14 protein-coding genes are annotated in these 15,874 nt (G+C 60.2%); 9 read left to right on the top strand and 5 right to left on the bottom strand.

Annotated elements, in window-relative coordinates:
* The first annotated feature begins 84 nt into the window (after positions 1-84).
* Positions 85-1,185, top strand: coding sequence for a glycine-betaine demethylase subunit GbcB (gbcB, locus tag HNR03_RS11540; RefSeq protein ID WP_222588763.1), 1,101 nt, complete (start codon positions 85-87; stop codon positions 1,183-1,185).
* 121 nt (positions 1,186-1,306) lie between these two features.
* Here the strand turns inward: gbcB and HNR03_RS11535 are convergent, their stop codons facing one another.
* From HNR03_RS11535 to HNR03_RS11525, 3 genes are all read right to left on the bottom strand, one after another.
* Positions 1,307-2,131 (bottom strand): NAD(P)-dependent oxidoreductase, encoded by an 825-nt coding sequence (locus tag HNR03_RS11535; protein WP_259153634.1) that lies wholly within the window; start codon positions 2,129-2,131, stop codon positions 1,307-1,309.
* Between the two features lie 203 nt (positions 2,132-2,334).
* Positions 2,335-2,868 carry an REP-associated tyrosine transposase gene (locus tag HNR03_RS11530; RefSeq protein WP_259153633.1) on the bottom strand — a complete coding sequence of 178 codons (534 nt, stop codon included), beginning with the start codon at positions 2,866-2,868 and terminating at the stop codon, positions 2,335-2,337.
* 260 nt (positions 2,869-3,128) lie between these two features.
* Positions 3,129-4,169, bottom strand: a complete 1,041-nt coding sequence (locus HNR03_RS11525; RefSeq protein ID WP_010467030.1) for a low specificity L-threonine aldolase — start codon at positions 4,167-4,169, stop codon at positions 3,129-3,131.
* A 133-nt stretch (positions 4,170-4,302) separates the two neighbouring features.
* Here HNR03_RS11525 and HNR03_RS11520 point away from each other — a divergent pair, with 133 nt between their 5' ends.
* From HNR03_RS11520 to fdhA, 8 genes are all read left to right on the top strand, one after another.
* Positions 4,303-5,019: a conjugal transfer protein TraX gene (locus HNR03_RS11520; RefSeq protein ID WP_259153631.1), complete on the top strand. Its 717-nt coding sequence runs from the start codon at positions 4,303-4,305 to the stop codon at positions 5,017-5,019.
* A 285-nt stretch (positions 5,020-5,304) separates the two neighbouring features.
* Positions 5,305-6,558, top strand: coding sequence for a serine hydroxymethyltransferase (gene glyA / locus HNR03_RS11515; protein WP_222588759.1), 1,254 nt, complete (start codon positions 5,305-5,307; stop codon positions 6,556-6,558).
* A 23-nt stretch (positions 6,559-6,581) separates the two neighbouring features.
* On the top strand, positions 6,582-7,832 hold the full coding sequence (locus tag HNR03_RS11510; RefSeq protein WP_007947735.1) for a sarcosine oxidase subunit beta: 1,251 nt from the start codon (positions 6,582-6,584) through the stop codon (positions 7,830-7,832).
* Positions 7,833-7,846: 14 nt separating this feature from the next.
* Complete coding sequence (locus HNR03_RS11505; RefSeq protein ID WP_033053963.1) at positions 7,847-8,176, top strand: sarcosine oxidase subunit delta; 330 nt, start codon at positions 7,847-7,849, stop codon at positions 8,174-8,176.
* A complete protein-coding gene (locus HNR03_RS11500) occupies positions 8,173-11,190 on the top strand; it encodes a sarcosine oxidase subunit alpha (RefSeq protein ID WP_259153629.1) in 3,018 nt (1,005 codons plus the stop codon). The genes HNR03_RS11505 and HNR03_RS11500 overlap by 4 nt, the downstream gene beginning before the upstream one ends.
* A gap of 129 nt (positions 11,191-11,319) precedes the next feature.
* A complete protein-coding gene (locus tag HNR03_RS11495) occupies positions 11,320-11,952 on the top strand; it encodes a sarcosine oxidase subunit gamma (RefSeq protein ID WP_222588756.1) in 633 nt (210 codons plus the stop codon).
* 170 nt (positions 11,953-12,122) lie between these two features.
* On the top strand, positions 12,123-12,980 hold the full coding sequence (gene purU, locus HNR03_RS11490) for a formyltetrahydrofolate deformylase (RefSeq protein WP_259153627.1): 858 nt from the start codon (positions 12,123-12,125) through the stop codon (positions 12,978-12,980).
* Positions 12,981-13,205: 225 nt separating this feature from the next.
* On the top strand, positions 13,206-14,405 hold the full coding sequence (gene fdhA / locus HNR03_RS11485; protein ID WP_259153625.1) for a formaldehyde dehydrogenase, glutathione-independent: 1,200 nt from the start codon (positions 13,206-13,208) through the stop codon (positions 14,403-14,405).
* Between the two features lie 130 nt (positions 14,406-14,535).
* On the opposite strand, the gene HNR03_RS11480 is transcribed toward fdhA, so the two are convergent.
* Together HNR03_RS11480 and HNR03_RS11475 are read right to left on the bottom strand one after the other, a co-directional pair.
* Entirely contained in the window at positions 14,536-15,207 is a 672-nt protein-coding gene (locus HNR03_RS11480) for an anti-sigma factor domain-containing protein (RefSeq protein ID WP_259153622.1), read from the bottom strand.
* Entirely contained in the window at positions 15,204-15,839 is a 636-nt protein-coding gene (locus HNR03_RS11475) for a sigma-70 family RNA polymerase sigma factor (protein WP_259153621.1), read from the bottom strand. Before HNR03_RS11475 ends, HNR03_RS11480 begins: the two co-directional genes overlap by 4 nt.
* Positions 15,840-15,874: the final 35 nt, after the last annotated feature.

Genomic DNA, 15,874 nt, shown 5'->3' with positions numbered 1-15,874 from the left:
GAATGTCGCAGATAGGTAAATGGGTGATTCGCGCTATACGCAGAATCGCCAACATAAGGCCGACCATCGGCGGTGGAGAACAGCATGTCCAACAGCTTCCTGAATCCGGTAACTACCCAGACCTGGGCCAATGGCCGCCACATTGTCCGTTGCGTCAAAGTCATCCAGGAAACCTGGGATGTGCGCACCTTCTGCTTTATGGCCGACCAACCGATCCTGTTCTTCTTCAAGCCGGGGCAGTTTGTCACCCTGGAGCTGGAAATCGAAGGCGTGCCGATCATGCGCTCCTACACCATTTCCAGTTCGCCATCGGTGCCGTACAGCTTTTCGGTAACGATCAAGCGCGTGCCGGGCGGCAAGGTTTCGAACTGGCTGCACGACACCCTGCATGAAGGCCAGGAGCTGGCCGTGCACGGACCGGTCGGGCTGTTCAACGCCATGGATTTCACCGCGCCGAAGGTTTTGTACCTCAGCGGCGGTGTCGGTATCACGCCGGTCATGTCGATGGCGCGCTGGTTCTACGACACCAACGGCAATGTCGACATGGTGTTTATCCACAGCGCCCGTTCGCCAAAAGACATCATTTATCACCGCGAGCTGGAACACATGGCGTCGCGGATCGATAACTTCAGCCTGCACCTGATCTGCGAGAAGCATGGTCTGGGCGAGCCGTGGGCCGGTTATCGCGGTTACCTGAACCATAAGATGCTCGAGTTGATGGCGCCGGACTTCATGGAGCGCGAAGTGTTCTGCTGCGGCCCGACGCCGTACATGAACGCGGTCAAGCGCATGCTCGAAGCGGCTGGCTTCGACATGAAGCGCTATCACGAGGAATCTTTCGGCGCGACGCCACCGGAAGCCCGTGCCGATGCGGTGGAGCAAGCCGAACAAGCGGCGGACGCACCGGAAGTCGATTTGGCGGACCTGCATCAAGTCGAATTTATCTCCTCTGGCAAGAGCATTCGCGTGGCCCCGGGTGAAACCGTGCATGCGGCGGCGGCCAAGCTCGGCCTGCTGATTCCGAAGGCCTGCGGGATGGGCATCTGTGGCACTTGCAAGGTGCTGAAGCTGGGGGGCGAGGTCGAAATGGACCACAACGGCGGGATTACCGAGGAAGACGAAGCCGAGGGTTACATCCTGTCGTGCTGCAGCGTGCCGAAGGGCGATGTGCGCATCGAGTTTTAAGCAACACCCTCTATCCTCTTGTGGGAGCGGGCTTGCTCGCGAAGGCGTCATTTCAGTCGACAAATATGTTGAATGAATAATCGCTTTCGCGAGCAAGCCCGCTCCCACAGAGGTGGTGTTTTCAGTCGACAAACAGGTCTGGCATCAGCGTGTCCGTCGAGTCCGGCTCAAACCGATACCCCTCAAACTCCGTCACTCCATGTTCCCGCAAAATCTCTTCATCAATCAGCAACCGCCCGGTAATGCTGCGACTGCTGCTGTCCAGAATCACATGCGCCGCATCCGCCATGATCGCCGGCGTTCGCGCGTGCTTGAAGGATTCGCGTGAACCCAGCTGGAATTCGATGGCGGCGGTCGCAATCATCGTTTGCGGCCACAGCGAATTGACGCTGATGCCGTAGTTCTCGAACTCCTCGCTCATGCCCAGCGTCAGCATGCTCATGCCATATTTGGTCACGGTATAAGGGCTGTACTGGGCGAACCATTTGCTTGCCAGGTTCAGTGGCGGGGAAATGCTGAGGATGTGTCCGTGGCTCTTCTTCAAGTAGGGCAGAGCGGCCTGGCTGCACAGCAGCACGGCGCGGGTGTTGATCTGGTGCATCAGGTCGAAGCGCTTGAGTTCGATGTGTTGAACTCCGGTCAGCTTGATCGCGCCGGCGTTGTTGATCAGCGCATCAATGCCGCCGAAATGTTCGTTGGCCTTGGCCAGGGCTTCACGCACCGCGATTTCATCGCGTACATCCACTTGCAGGGCCAGCGCCTTGCCACCGGCGGCTTCGACTTCCTTGGCCACACTGAAAATCGTGCCCGGCAATTTGGGATGCGGTTCGGCGCTCTTGGCGGCAATCACAATGTTGGCCCCGTCCCGCGCGGCCCGCAGCGCAATCTCACGACCAATCCCGCGACTGGCGCCGGTAATGAACAGGGTTTTGCCTTTCAATGACATGCGTACGCTCCTGATTATTGTTATGTGAGCGGATTAATGTAGACCAAGGCGTACGCCACGACTGATCGTTCCCACGCTCCGCGTGGGAATGCAGCCCGTGACGCTCTGCGTCACAACGGTGTCCGGCTCTGCGCAGGTGGTGAGGCTGGAACGCGGAGCGTCCCGAGAGGCATTCCCACGCGGAGCGTGGGAACGATCACGCCTCAAAACCAGCGCTGAATCTCGATCAGGCCATCCATCCCCGCGTAATTCCTCGCGCTGGAATAACGCCATTGCTCCGGCAAATCCACATACCCACGCTTCACCGGGTTGTAATGGATGTAATCGAGCTTTTGGCGCATCACCGGTTCGCTGTACACCATCTCTGCGTGTGAACCTTCCTGCCAAAGCTGATAAACCCTGTCCTGTTTGTGCGCGCGTTTGCTGAAGCGCAGACGCTGCAATGCACGTTCGGCACCTTTGCATTGCAGGTCGTCGATGATTTGTCGGGCAGTAAAGGACTTGAATTGGCTGAGGCATTTGCCCAGGTCTGGGGCCTCGGCAATGAAGTGCAGATGGTTCTCCAGGACCACATAGCCATACAGCTTTAGATCTTGATGAGTTTGTTGATAGCGCCAGCAATTGAGCAGGTGATCGACGATGTAGGGGCGGATGAACAGCGGCAGCCATTCCATGAGAGTGCAGGTGAGGAAGTGGGGTTTGTCGGGTTCGGTGATGGTGTAGCGGCTTCGGCCCATTAGTGCATTCCTTTGCGCGGGAATGGCTAGGGTGAGCGCCTTGGTGTGATGGGTCTAGCAGACAGCGACGCGAAGCAAGTGGGAAATTGCGACACGCCCGTAATGATCGTTCCCACGCTCTGCGTGGGAATGCAGCCCGTGACGCTCTGCGTCACAACGGTGTCCCGCTCTGCGCAGGTGGTGAGGCAGGAACGCGGAGCGTCCCGAGAGGCATTCCCACGCGGAGCGTGGGAACGATCAGGCAACGATCAGGTGTGGAGTTAGTGGGACATCACTTCCCGGATGTCGGCCGCCAATTCGCGCACGCGTTCTTCTTCGGTGTCCCAGGAGCACATGAAGCGTGCGCCGCCGTTGCCGATGAAGGTGTAGAAGCGCCAGCCCTTGGCGGTCAGTGCGGCGATGGCCGGTTCCGAGAGTTGCAGGAACACGCCGTTGGCCTGCACCGGGAACATCAGTTCCACGCCGGGAATGTCGCTGACCAGTTCCGCCAGCAGTTGCGCGCAATGGTTGGCGTGGCGGGCGTATTTGAGCCAGGCGTCGTTTTCCAGAATCCCGACCCACGGCGCCGAGAGGAAGCGCATCTTCGAGGCCAGTTGCCCGGCCTGTTTGCAGCGGTAGTCGAAGTCTTCGGCCAGTTTGTGGTTGAAGAACAGAATCGCCTCACCCACCGCCATGCCGTTTTTCGTGCCGCCGAAGCACAACACGTCGACGCCGGCCTTCCAGGTCAGGTCCGCTGGCGAACAACCGAGGAAGGCGCAGGCGTTGGAGAAACGCGCGCCGTCCATGTGCAGGTTCAGGCCCAGTTCTTTGCAGGTCGCGCTGATGGCGCGGATTTCTTCCGGGGTATAGACGCTGCCGACTTCGGTGGCCTGGGTCAGGGTCACTACGCGGGGTTTGGGGTAGTGAATGTCCTGGCGCTTGAGGGCGACCTCGCGGATCGATTCCGGGGTCAGCTTGCCGTTTTCGGTGCGGGCGATCAGCAGCTTGGAGCCGTTGGAGAAGAATTCCGGTGCGCCGCATTCGTCGGTTTCGACGTGAGCGGTTTCCGAGCAGATCACGCTGTGGTAACTCTGGCACAGCGACGACAGGGCCAGGGAGTTGGCGGCGGTGCCGTTGAAGGCGAAGAACACTTCGCAGTCGGTTTCGAACAATTTGCGGAAATCATCGGACGCGCGAGCGGTCCATTCATCGTCGCCGTAAGCGCGCTGGTGGCCGTGGTTGGCCTGTTCCATGGCAGCCCAGGCTTCAGGGCAGATACCGGAATAGTTGTCGCTGGCGAATTGTTGGCTCTTATCGGTCATGGCCCTGCTTTCCGTGATCGAGACGCTTATGGTGAAGCGTGTCGTGGTCAATGATGGTGCGCACTTTACCGAAGATCATCCGGCGAGCACACGGGATGCGTCTGACAGAACAATACAAAGACGACGGGCAATTATGCACATGACGCAAAGGGATAGGGCACTGGATCTGCTCAAGTGGATGGCGCTGTTGTGCATGGTGCTCGATCACCTGCGATATGTCGGTTATTCCGTCGATATCCTGTATGTGCCGGGCAGGTTGGCATTCCCGTGGTTTTGCCTGGCGATGGCGGCCAATCTGTCCCGTGCCCGGAGCCAGGCAACTGAAGGCCAGTGGCGTTATCTGGGTTGGTTGCTGCTGTTTAGTGCCATCAGCGAAATTCCCTACCGGATGTTCATACCTGATCCCGACACGTTGAACGTGATGCCCACTTTGGCGCTGGGTTTGCTGGTGGCACGTGGCTGGCAGGACCGAACCCTGCAAACGCGTCTGTTTGCAGCTGGCGCGTTACTGCTGGCGGCGCTGTTTTCCGAGCACCTGATGTTTGGTCTGTTCGGCGTGCTGTTGCCGTTGGCGATGTTATGGGTGATCAAGCAGCCCTGGTATTTCAGCCTGTTGCCCGGGCTGGTGTGTCTGGCGGCTAATCAATGGGAGGTGTTGTATCAGGCCGCCCTGTTCGGTAACACGGCCGCCGCTCTCGGGATTGTCGCTTGTCTGATTGCGCCATTGCTGGGATTGGTCGTGTTGCGACATGCCAAGCATCTCAAGCCGCCACCGATGCGCCGTTGGGCGTATGCCTTGTATCCGCTGCATTTTCTACTGCTGTTACTCGTCCGGCATATCGCCGCCTAACCCTTGTGGGAGCGGGCTTGCCCGCGATAGCGGTGGGTCAGCCGACATCAATGGCGGATGTGACCCCGCCATCGCGGGCAAGCCCACTCCCACAGGGGATCTTCGCTGAATCGAAGATTGAGTCCGGTCAGCCATTTCAGCCCATGTCGTAAACGCACCTTTGCGTGGCGTCCGTAGGCATTTGGCCTGTCTGCGCCGGTCATACCATCGCATTCAAAGGGCACTGTCGAAACACCGGTGCCTTACCGAGACGAATGGCGCATAGATGCCGCTGGGAGAGACGCGATGTTCAGCAAGCAAGACCAGATCCAGGGTTACGACGATGCACTGCTGGCGGCGATGAATGCCGAGGAGCAACGCCAGGAAGATCACATCGAGCTGATCGCGTCAGAGAACTACACCAGCAAACGCGTGATGGAAGCGCAAGGCAGCGGCCTGACCAACAAATACGCCGAAGGTTATCCGGGCAAGCGCTACTACGGTGGCTGCGAGCACGTCGACAAGGTTGAAGCCCTGGCCATCGAACGCGCCAAGCAACTGTTCGGTGCCGACTACGCCAACGTGCAGCCGCACTCCGGCTCTTCGGCCAACAGCGCTGTGTATCTGGCCCTGATCCAGCCAGGCGATACCATTCTCGGCATGAGCCTGGCCCACGGTGGTCACCTGACCCACGGCGCCAAAGTGTCGTCCTCGGGCAAACTGTACAACGCCGTTCAGTACGGCATCGACACCAAAACCGGGTTGATCGATTACGACGAAGTCGAGCGTCTGGCGGTTGAATGCAAGCCGAAGATGATCGTTGCCGGCTTCTCTGCTTACTCCAAGACCCTCGACTTCCCGCGTTTCCGTCAGATCGCCGATAAGGTCGGTGCGCTGCTGTTCGTCGACATGGCTCACGTCGCCGGTCTGGTTGCTGCCGGTCTGTACCCGAACCCGCTGCCGTACGCCGATGTGGTCACCACCACTACCCACAAGACCCTGCGCGGTCCACGTGGCGGCCTGATCCTGTGCAAGGCCAACGAAGAAATCGAGAAAAAGCTCAACGCCGCCGTATTCCCGGGTGCCCAGGGTGGCCCGCTGATGCACGTCATCGCTGGTAAAGCGGTGTGCTTCAAGGAAGCGCTGGAGCCGAGCTTCAAGGCTTACCAGCAACAAGTGATCGACAACGCCCAGGCCATGGCCGGCGTGTTTATGAAACGCGGCTACGATGTAGTGTCCGGCGGCACCGATAACCACCTGTTCCTGGTCAGCCTGATCCGTCAGGGCCTCACCGGCAAAGAGGCGGATGCAGCACTCGGTCGCGCCCACATCACTGTGAACAAGAACGCTGTCCCGAACGATCCACAGTCACCGTTCGTGACCTCCGGCCTGCGTATCGGCACCCCGGCTGTGACCACTCGCGGCTTCAAGGTGACCCAGTGCGTTCAACTGGCCGGCTGGATCTGCGACATCCTCGACAACCTCGGTGACGCCGACGTGGAAGCGAATGTCGCGCAGCAAGTGTCGGCCCTGTGCGCAGACTTCCCGGTTTATCGCTGAGCGCGGTTTTGGAGTAAATGACTATGCAACGCTACTCGGGCTTCGGCCTCTTCAAACACTCCCTCAGCCATCACGAAAACTGGCAGAAGATGTGGCGCACGCCGACCCCTAAAAAGGTCTATGACGTGGTCATCGTCGGCGGTGGCGGGCATGGTCTGGCGACCGCCTACTACCTGGCCAAGGAACACGGCATCACCAACGTGGCCGTGGTCGAGAAAGGCTGGCTGGGCGGCGGTAACACCGCGCGCAACACCACCATCGTTCGCTCCAACTACCTGTGGGACGAGTCGGCGCACCTGTACGAACACGCGATGAAACTGTGGGAAGGCCTGTCCCAGGACCTGAACTACAACGTGATGTTCTCCCAGCGTGGCGTTTACAACCTGTGCCACACCCTGCAGGACATTCGTGATTCCGAGCGTCGGGTCAGCGCCAACCGCCTCAACGGCGTTGACGGTGAGCTGCTCGATGCCAAACAAGTGGCCGACGAGATTCCGTACCTCGACTGCTCCAAGAACACCCGCTACCCGGTGATGGGCGCAACCGTCCAGCGCCGCGGCGGCGTGGCCCGTCACGATGCCGTGGCGTGGGGCTTTGCCCGTGCCGCCGATGCCTTGGGCGTGGACCTGATCCAGCAGACCGAAGTGATCGGTTTCCGTAAGGAAAACGGCGTGTGCATCGGTGTTGAAACCAACAAGGGCTTCATCGGCGCCAAGCGCGTCGGTGTGGTGACTGCCGGTAACTCCGGGCACATGGCCAAACTCGCCGGTTTCCGCCTGCCGATCGAATCCCATCCGTTGCAAGCGCTGGTGTCCGAGCCGATCAAGCCGATTATCGACAGCGTGATCATGTCCAACGCAGTACACGGTTATATCAGCCAGTCCGACAAGGGCGACCTGGTGATCGGTGCCGGCATCGACGGCTACAACGGCTACGGCCAGCGTGGTTCGTACCCGGTGATCGAGCACACCATCCAGGCCATCGTCGAGATGTTCCCGGTATTGTCCCGCGTACGCATGAACCGTCAGTGGGGCGGCATCGTCGACACCACGCCGGATGCGTGCCCGATCATTTCGAAAACCCCGGTTCCGAACATGTTCTTCAACTGCGGTTGGGGCACCGGTGGCTTCAAGGCAACACCTGGCTCGGGCAACGTATTTGCCGCGAGTCTGGCCAAGGGTGAAATGCACCCATTGGCTGCACCTTTCTCCATCGACCGTTTCCACAACGGTGCGTTGATCGATGAACACGGCGCTGCTGCGGTTGCCCACTAACAGGAGAAATCCCCATGTTGCATATCTTCTGTCCTCACTGCGGCGAGCTGCGCTCTGAAGAGGAATTCCACGCATCCGGCCAGGCGCACATCCCGCGTCCACTGGATCCGAACAGCTGCACCGACGAGGAGTGGGGCGACTACATGTTCTTCCGCGACAACCCTCGCGGTCTGCACCACGAACTGTGGGACCACGTTGCCGGTTGCCGTCAGTACTTCAACGCCACCCGTGACACCGTGACCTACGAGATTCTGGAAACGTACAAAATCGGCGCCAAGCCACAGTTCACCGACAAGACCGATAGCCCGAAAGCGGCCGCCACGGCTCTGGGAGAGAAGGTATGAGCCAGATCAATCGCCTGTCCAATGGCGGACGGATCGACCGCAACAAAGTGCTGAGCTTCACCTTCAACGGCCAGGTCTACAAAGGCTTTGAAGGCGACTCGCTGGCCGCTGCACTGCTGGCCAACGGCGTCGACATTATCGGTCGCAGCTTCAAGTACTCCCGTCCGCGCGGCATTTTCGCTGCAGGCGCCGAAGAGCCGAACGCCGTGCTGCAGATCGGCGCGACCGAAGCCACGCAGATCCCTAACGTACGCGCCACGCAACAAGCGTTGTATCAAGGCCTGGTCGCCACCAGCACCAACGGCTGGCCGAGCGTGAACAACGACATGATGGGGATTCTCGGCAAGGTCGGCGGCAAGCTGATGCCACCGGGCTTCTACTACAAAACTTTCATGTATCCGCAATCGTTCTGGATGACTTACGAGAAGTACATTCGTAAGGCCGCAGGTCTTGGCCGTTCGCCGACCGAAAACGATCCGGACACCTACGACTACATGAACCAGCACTGCGACGTGCTGATCGTCGGCGCTGGTCCTGCGGGTCTGGCTGCTGCACTGGCGGCTGCCCGCAGCGGCGCTCGCGTCATTCTGGCCGATGAGCAGGAAGAGTTCGGCGGCAGCCTGCTCGACTCCCGCGAAAGCCTCGACGGCAAGCCGGCTACCGAATGGGTCGCCAGCGTCATCGCCGAGCTGAAGAACACCCCGGACGTGCTGCTGTTGCCGCGCGCCACGGTCAACGGTTACCACGACCACAACTTCCTGACCATTCACGAGCGCCTGACCGATCACCTCGGCGACCGCGCTCCGATTGGCCAGGTGCGTCAGCGCATCCACCGTGTTCGCGCCAAGCGCGTGGTGCTGGCGACCGGCGCTCACGAGCGTCCACTGGTCTACGGCAACAACGACGTGCCGGGCAACATGCTCGCCGGCGCTGTGTCGACTTATGTGCGTCGTTACGGTGTGGCTCCAGGCAAGAAACTGGTGCTGTCGACCAACAACGACCATGCCTACCGCGTGGCCCTGGATTGGCTCGACGCCAGCCTGCAAGTCGTGGCCATCGCCGATGCGCGCAGCAACCCGCGCGGTGCGCTGGTTGAAGAAGCGCGCGCCAAAGGCATCCGCATCCTGACCGGCAGCGCTGTGATCGAGGCCCGTGGCAGCAAGCATGTGACCGCCGCTCGCGTGGCCGCCATCGATGTCAAAGGACACAAAGTCACCAGCCCTGGCGAATGGCTTGAGTGCGACCTGGTGGCCAGCTCCGGCGGCTACAGCCCGGTCGTTCACCTGGCTTCGCACTTGGGTGGCAAGCCGATCTGGCGTGAAGACATCCTCGGTTTCGTACCGGGCGAAGCACCACAGAAACGCGTGTGCGTTGGTGGCATCAACGGCGTCTATGGTCTGGGCGATTCCCTGGCCGATGGTTTTGAAGGCGGCGCTCGCGCAGCCAGCGAAGCCGGTTTCAGTGTGGTCGAAGGCACCTTGCCAAAAGCCCTGAGCCGTCTGGAAGAGCCGACCCTGGCGCTGTTCCAGGTACCGCACGAAAAGAACACCGCACGTGCGCCGAAGCAATTCGTCGACCTGCAAAACGACGTCACCGCCGCCGCCATCGAACTGGCGACCCGCGAAGGCTTCGAGTCGGTCGAGCACGTTAAACGCTATACCGCACTGGGCTTCGGCACTGACCAGGGAAAACTCGGCAACGTCAACGGCCTGGCCATCGCCGCCCGTTCGTTGAACGTGACCATCCCGCAGATGGGCACCACCATGTTCCGTCCGAACTACACACCGGTAACTTTCGGGGCTGTGGCCGGCCGTCACTGTGGGCACATTTTCGAACCTGTCCGTCACACCGCGCTGCATCACTGGCACGTGAAGAACGGCGCCGAGTTTGAAGATGTCGGCCAGTGGAAACGTCCGTGGTACTTCCCGAAAAGCGGTGAAGACATGCATGCCGCGGTGAAACGCGAATGCAAAGCCGTGCGCGACAGCGTTGGCCTGCTGGACGCTTCGACCCTGGGCAAGATCGACATCCAGGGCCCGGACACCCGCGAGTTCCTGAACCGCGTCTACACCAACGCCTGGACCAAGCTCGACGTGGGCAAGGCGCGTTACGGCCTGATGTGTAAAGAAGACGGCATGGTGTTCGACGACGGCGTAACTGCCTGCTTGGCCGACAACCATTTCGTGATGACCACCACCACCGGCGGCGCTGCACGCGTGCTGCAATGGCTGGAAATCTACCACCAGACCGAATGGCCGGACCTGAAGGTGTACTTCACTTCCGTGACGGATCACTGGGCAACCATGACCCTGTCCGGGCCGAACAGCCGCAAGCTGCTCAGCGAAGTCACCGACGCCGATTTGAGCAACGAAGCCTTCCCGTTCATGACCTGGAAAGAAGCCCTGGTCGGCGGTGTGCCGGCGCGGATTTTCCGGATTTCGTTTACCGGTGAGCTGTCGTTCGAAGTCAACGTACAGGCCGACTACGCCATGGGCGTGCTCGAGAAAATCGCCGAGGCTGGCAAGAAGTACAACCTGACCCCGTATGGCACTGAAACCATGCACATCCTGCGGGCCGAGAAGGGTTTCATCATCGTAGGTCAGGACACTGACAGCTCGATGACCCCGGACGACCTGAACATGGGCTGGTGTGTGGGTCGCACCAAACCGTTCTCGTGGATTGGCCAGCGCGGCATGAACCGTGAAGACTGCGTACGTGATCAGCGCAAACAGTTGGTGGGGCTGAAGCCGATCGATCCGAACGTATGGCTGCCGGAAGGTGCGCAACTGGTGTTCAACGCCAAGCAGGCGATCCCGATGACCATGGTCGGTCACGTCACCTCCAGCTACTTGCACAACTCCCTCGGCTATTCGTTTGCCATGGGCGTGGTCAAGGGCGGCTTGAAGCGCATCGGTGAGCGTGTGTTCGCACCGCTGGCCGACGGCAGCGTGATCGAGGCGGAAATCGTTTCTTCGGTGTTCTTCGATCCAAAAGGTGATCGCCAGAACGTGTAAGTCGATCGTTCCCACGCTCTGCGTGGGAATGCATCCCGGGACGCTCCGCGTCCCAAGAGCGGACGCAGAGCGTCCATGGCGGCATTCCCACGCAGAGCGTGGGAACGATCAACAAAAGAAAGGTGCTTTATGACCGCAGCCAATGTTTACCAACAACGCCCAACCAACGGGGCCAAGGCCGAGTCGTCGCTGCATCACGCAGGCCTGCAAAGCCTGGTGGGCAAGGGCCGCAAGAACGCCGGCGTGATCGTGCGTGAGAAAAAACTCCTCGGCCACCTGACCATTCGTGGCGATGGCCACGATGCGGCTTTCGCAGCAGGCGTGCACAAAGCCCTCGGCATCGAACTGCCCGCTGCGCTGACCGTCGTCGTCAAAGGCGAAACCAGCCTGCAATGGATGGGGCCGGATGAATGGCTGCTGATCGTGCCGACCGGTGAAGAGTTCGCCGCCGAGAAAAAACTGCGTGAAGCGCTGGGCGACCTGCACATCGCAATCACCAACGTCAGCGGTGGTCAGCAGATCCTCGAACTGAGCGGCCCGAACGTGCGCCAGGTGCTGATGAAGTCCACCAGCTACGACGTGCACCCCAACAGTTTCCCGGTCGGCAAGGCTGTGGGCACCGTGTTTGCCAAGTCGCAACTGGTGATCCGCCATACCGCCGAAGACACCTGGGAACTGCTGATTCGTCGCAGCTTCTCGGACTACTGGTGGTTGTGGTTGCAGGATGCTGCCGCCGAATACGGGCTTAGCGTTCAGGCCTGATCAGAGTCAGTCATGGAGGCGATCAACTGTGGGAGCGAGCCTGCTCGCGATGGACTTTAGGGCAGCGCGTTGATTCAGGAAGTACGCGTTATCGTTAACCTCCATCGCGAGCAGGCTCGCTCCCACAAGATGCAGCTTTCGTTTATCGATGCCTCAGGAGTCACCGCACTATGAGCCGCGCCCCAGACACATGGATTCTGACCGCCGACTGCCCAAGCGTTCTCGGCACCGTGGACGCGGTGACGCGCTTTCTGTTCGAGCAGGGCTGCTACGTCACCGAGCACCACTCTTTTGATGACCGGCTCTCGGGCCGTTTCTTCATTCGCGTGGAATTCCGCCAGCCCGACGGCTTTGATGAACAGGCATTTCGTCTCGGGTTGGAAGAACGTGGCAAAGCCTTCGGCATGGTCTTCGAGCTGACTGCGCCGAATTACCGGCCAAAAGTGGTGATCATGGTCTCCAAGGCCGACCACTGCCTAAACGACTTGCTCTACCGCCAGCGCATCGGCCAGTTGTCGATGGACGTGGCCGCCGTGGTCTCCAACCACCCCGACCTCAAGCCGCTGGCCGACTGGCACCAGATTCCGTATTACCACTTCCCCCTGGACCCGAACGACAAGCCGTCGCAAGAGCGCCAGGTGTGGCAGGTCATCGAAGAGTCCGGCGCGGAACTGGTGATTCTTGCCCGCTACATGCAAGTGCTGTCGCCGGAGCTGTGCCGCAAACTCGACGGCAAGGCGATCAATATTCACCACTCCCTGCTGCCCGGTTTCAAAGGCGCCAAGCCTTATCACCAGGCCTACAACAAGGGCGTGAAACTGGTTGGCGCCACGGCGCATTACATCAATAACGACCTGGACGAAGGCCCGATCATCGCCCAGGGCGTAGAGGCCGTGGACCACAGTCATTACCCGGAAGATCTGATCGCCAAGGGGCGGGATATCGAAGGGCTGACCCTGGCGCGGGCTGTGGGTTATCACATTGAACGACGAGTGTTTTTGAACGCCAATCGCACGGTCGTTCTCTAGATTTTTGGGGCCGCTTCGCGACCCATCGCGAGCAGGCTCGCTCCCACAGGAGGTTGTGACAGTACATAGATCCCGGGCACAACAAAGATCCACTGTGGGAGCGAGCCTGCTCGCGATGAGGCCCTAAAGGACAACGCAAGACACAGGCAACAAACCAGAGCAATCAACGCGCCGCCGATCCATGGCGACGCGACCGCTACATAAAAACAACAGCGAGGTGAAAGCATGTCTGGCAATCGTGGTGTGGTGTATCTCGGCAGTGGCAAAGTCGAAGTACAGAAAATCGACTATCCAAAAATGCAGGACCCGCGCGGCAGGAAGATCAACCATGCTGTCATCCTGCGTGTGGTTTCCACCAACATCTGTGGTTCCGACCAGCACATGGTGCGCGGTCGTACCACCGCTCAGACCGGTCTGGTGCTGGGTCACGAGATCACCGGTGAAGTGATCGAGAAGGGCAGCGACGTCGAGAACCTGCAGATCGGCGACCTGGTTTCCGTACCGTTCAACGTGGCTTGCGGGCGCTGCCGTTCCTGCAAGGAAATGCATACCGGTGTTTGCCTCAGCGTTAACCCGGCGCGTCCGGGCGGTGCCTACGGTTATGTCGACATGGGCGACTGGACCGGCGGCCAGGCGGAGTACGCGATGGTGCCGTACGCCGACTTCAACCTGCTGAAACTGCCTGATCGCGATCGCGCGATGGAAAAAATCCGCGACCTGACCTGCCTCTCCGACATCCTGCCGACCGGTTACCACGGCGCAGTGACCGCCGGCGTTGGCCCTGGCAGCACCGTATACATCGCCGGTGCCGGTCCGGTCGGCTTGGCGGCTGCCGCTTCCGCACGCCTGCTGGGCGCGGCGGTAGTGATCATCGGTGACGTCAATACCGTTCGCCTGGCACACGCCAAGGCGCAGGGTTTTGAAATCGCCGACCTGTCCCTGGACACCCCGCTGCACGAGCAAATCGCTGCACTGTTGGGCGAGCCAGAAGTGGATTGCGCCGTCGACGCCGTAGGCTTCGAAGCGCGCGGTCACGGCCATGACGGCGTGAAACACGAGGCTCCGGCCACCGTGCTCAACTCGTTGATGGGCGTGGTGCGTGTGGCGGGCAAAATCGGTATCCCGGGCCTGTACGTGACCGAAGATCCAGGTGCAGTGGATGCCGCCGCGAAAATGGGCAGCCTGAGCATTCGCTTCGGTCTGGGCTGGGCAAAATCCCACAGCTTCCACACCGGCCAGACGCCTGTGATGAAGTACAACCGTCAGCTGATGCAGGCGATCATGTGGGACCGCATTCACATCGCCGACATCGTTGGCGTGGAAGTCATCAGCCTGGATGACGCACCACGTGGTTACGGTGAGTTCGATGCGGGCGTGCCGAAGAAGTTTGTGATCGATCCACACAAACTGTTCAGCGCGGCGTAAGACTTCACGCAATACAAAACGGCGACCCTCGGGTCGCCGTTTTTTTGTTCGATAATGATCGTTCCCACGCTCTGCGTGGTAACGCCTCCTGTGACGCTCTGCATTCCCACGCAGAGCGTGGGAACGATCATTAGAGGACCACCAACGCTCCTTGATATAGAACGGGTCCTGTCGGTTGCCCCGTCGGCGAACCCCCTTTGGGCTCAAGACTCACCGCCAACGTAATCGGTTTGGCGATCAACGCTTTCTGCGCATCGTTCAGCGCTACGCGACCTTTGCCGTCAGCCGGAATCACGCCGAGGGAAACGGGTTTTCCATCCGCAATTGCCCACAGCTCCAGACTGCGCCCCGGTTCGACGGCGGCGAGGGTGAGCGGTTCGACGTTCAGGTAGTTCTTGTGGGCTTCGACCTTCAGCGCAGGCTGTGCGTCGGCGGTCAGCAACGTGGCGCTGTAACGCGCGCTGTCACGGTTGTAGATCACGCCCAGCGTCACGGCAATCACCAGCGAACACACTGCCGCCGTCACCCGCAGCCAGTTCCAGAACGGACGCTTCTCTGGCACATGAAGCACCTGCGGTTCGATTCTCGCGGTGATGCCTTTCCAAACGCGATCTGGCACCGGCTGCTCTGGCAACGCGTCGGTCAGACTGGCGAGGCTTTCCTGCCATTGCGCCAGTTCCACGCGCAATGCCGCATCCTCCAGCAATAACTGTTCGAAACGCCGACGAGCGGCGGCAGGCATCAAGCCGATGGCGTAATCGGCGGCGAGGGCGCGGCGCAGGGTCGGAGTTTGATAGTTCATGATTCAAGGCACCTGCGCAGTCGCTCCATACCGCGGCGGATCCAGGATTTCACCGAGCCCAGCGGCGCGGCCAGATGTTCGGCAAGCTCAGAGCAGGACAAACCCTGGAAGTAAGCGACAGTGATCGATTGGCGCTGCATGCCTTCGAGGCTTTCCAGGCAGCGCTTCAAAGCACCGGCTTCACGTGCGCTGGCTAACTGTTCGTGGGCCGACGGGCTTTCATCCACCAGCGCTTGTTCTTCGAGTTCGCTCAATGGCCGGTCACGGTGTTTGCGTAACTGGTCGATGGCCTGGTTGCGGGTGATGTTGATCATCCAGGTCAACGGCGCGGACAGGTGCGCCTCATAGCGCGAGGCATTGTTCCAGATGCGCACGAAGCTTTCCTGCAGCACTTCTTCGGCCAGATCCGCACGCCCCATGAAACGCAGGGCAACACCGTGCAAGCGTGGGCCGACGCTACGGTAAAGCGTCTCGAACGCGCGACGGTCACCCAGTGAACACTGGGCCAGGAGTTGCCTGAGTTGATCGGTGTCGGCGGTGGAAATAGTGATTCTCCGGACAATCGGCGCGGACTGCGCATGGTTCTTGTTGCAGGCAGAGGTTAGTTGACGGCGCGCAGTTGTTCCATTCACGGCAGACACCTCGGGAAACCGCCGACCCTGATGTT

Source organism: Pseudomonas sp. JAI111 (genome assembly GCF_024809425.1).
Classification (GTDB): Bacteria; Pseudomonadota; Gammaproteobacteria; order Pseudomonadales; family Pseudomonadaceae; genus Aquipseudomonas.
This window is presented reverse-complemented; position numbering and strand designations above follow the sequence as displayed.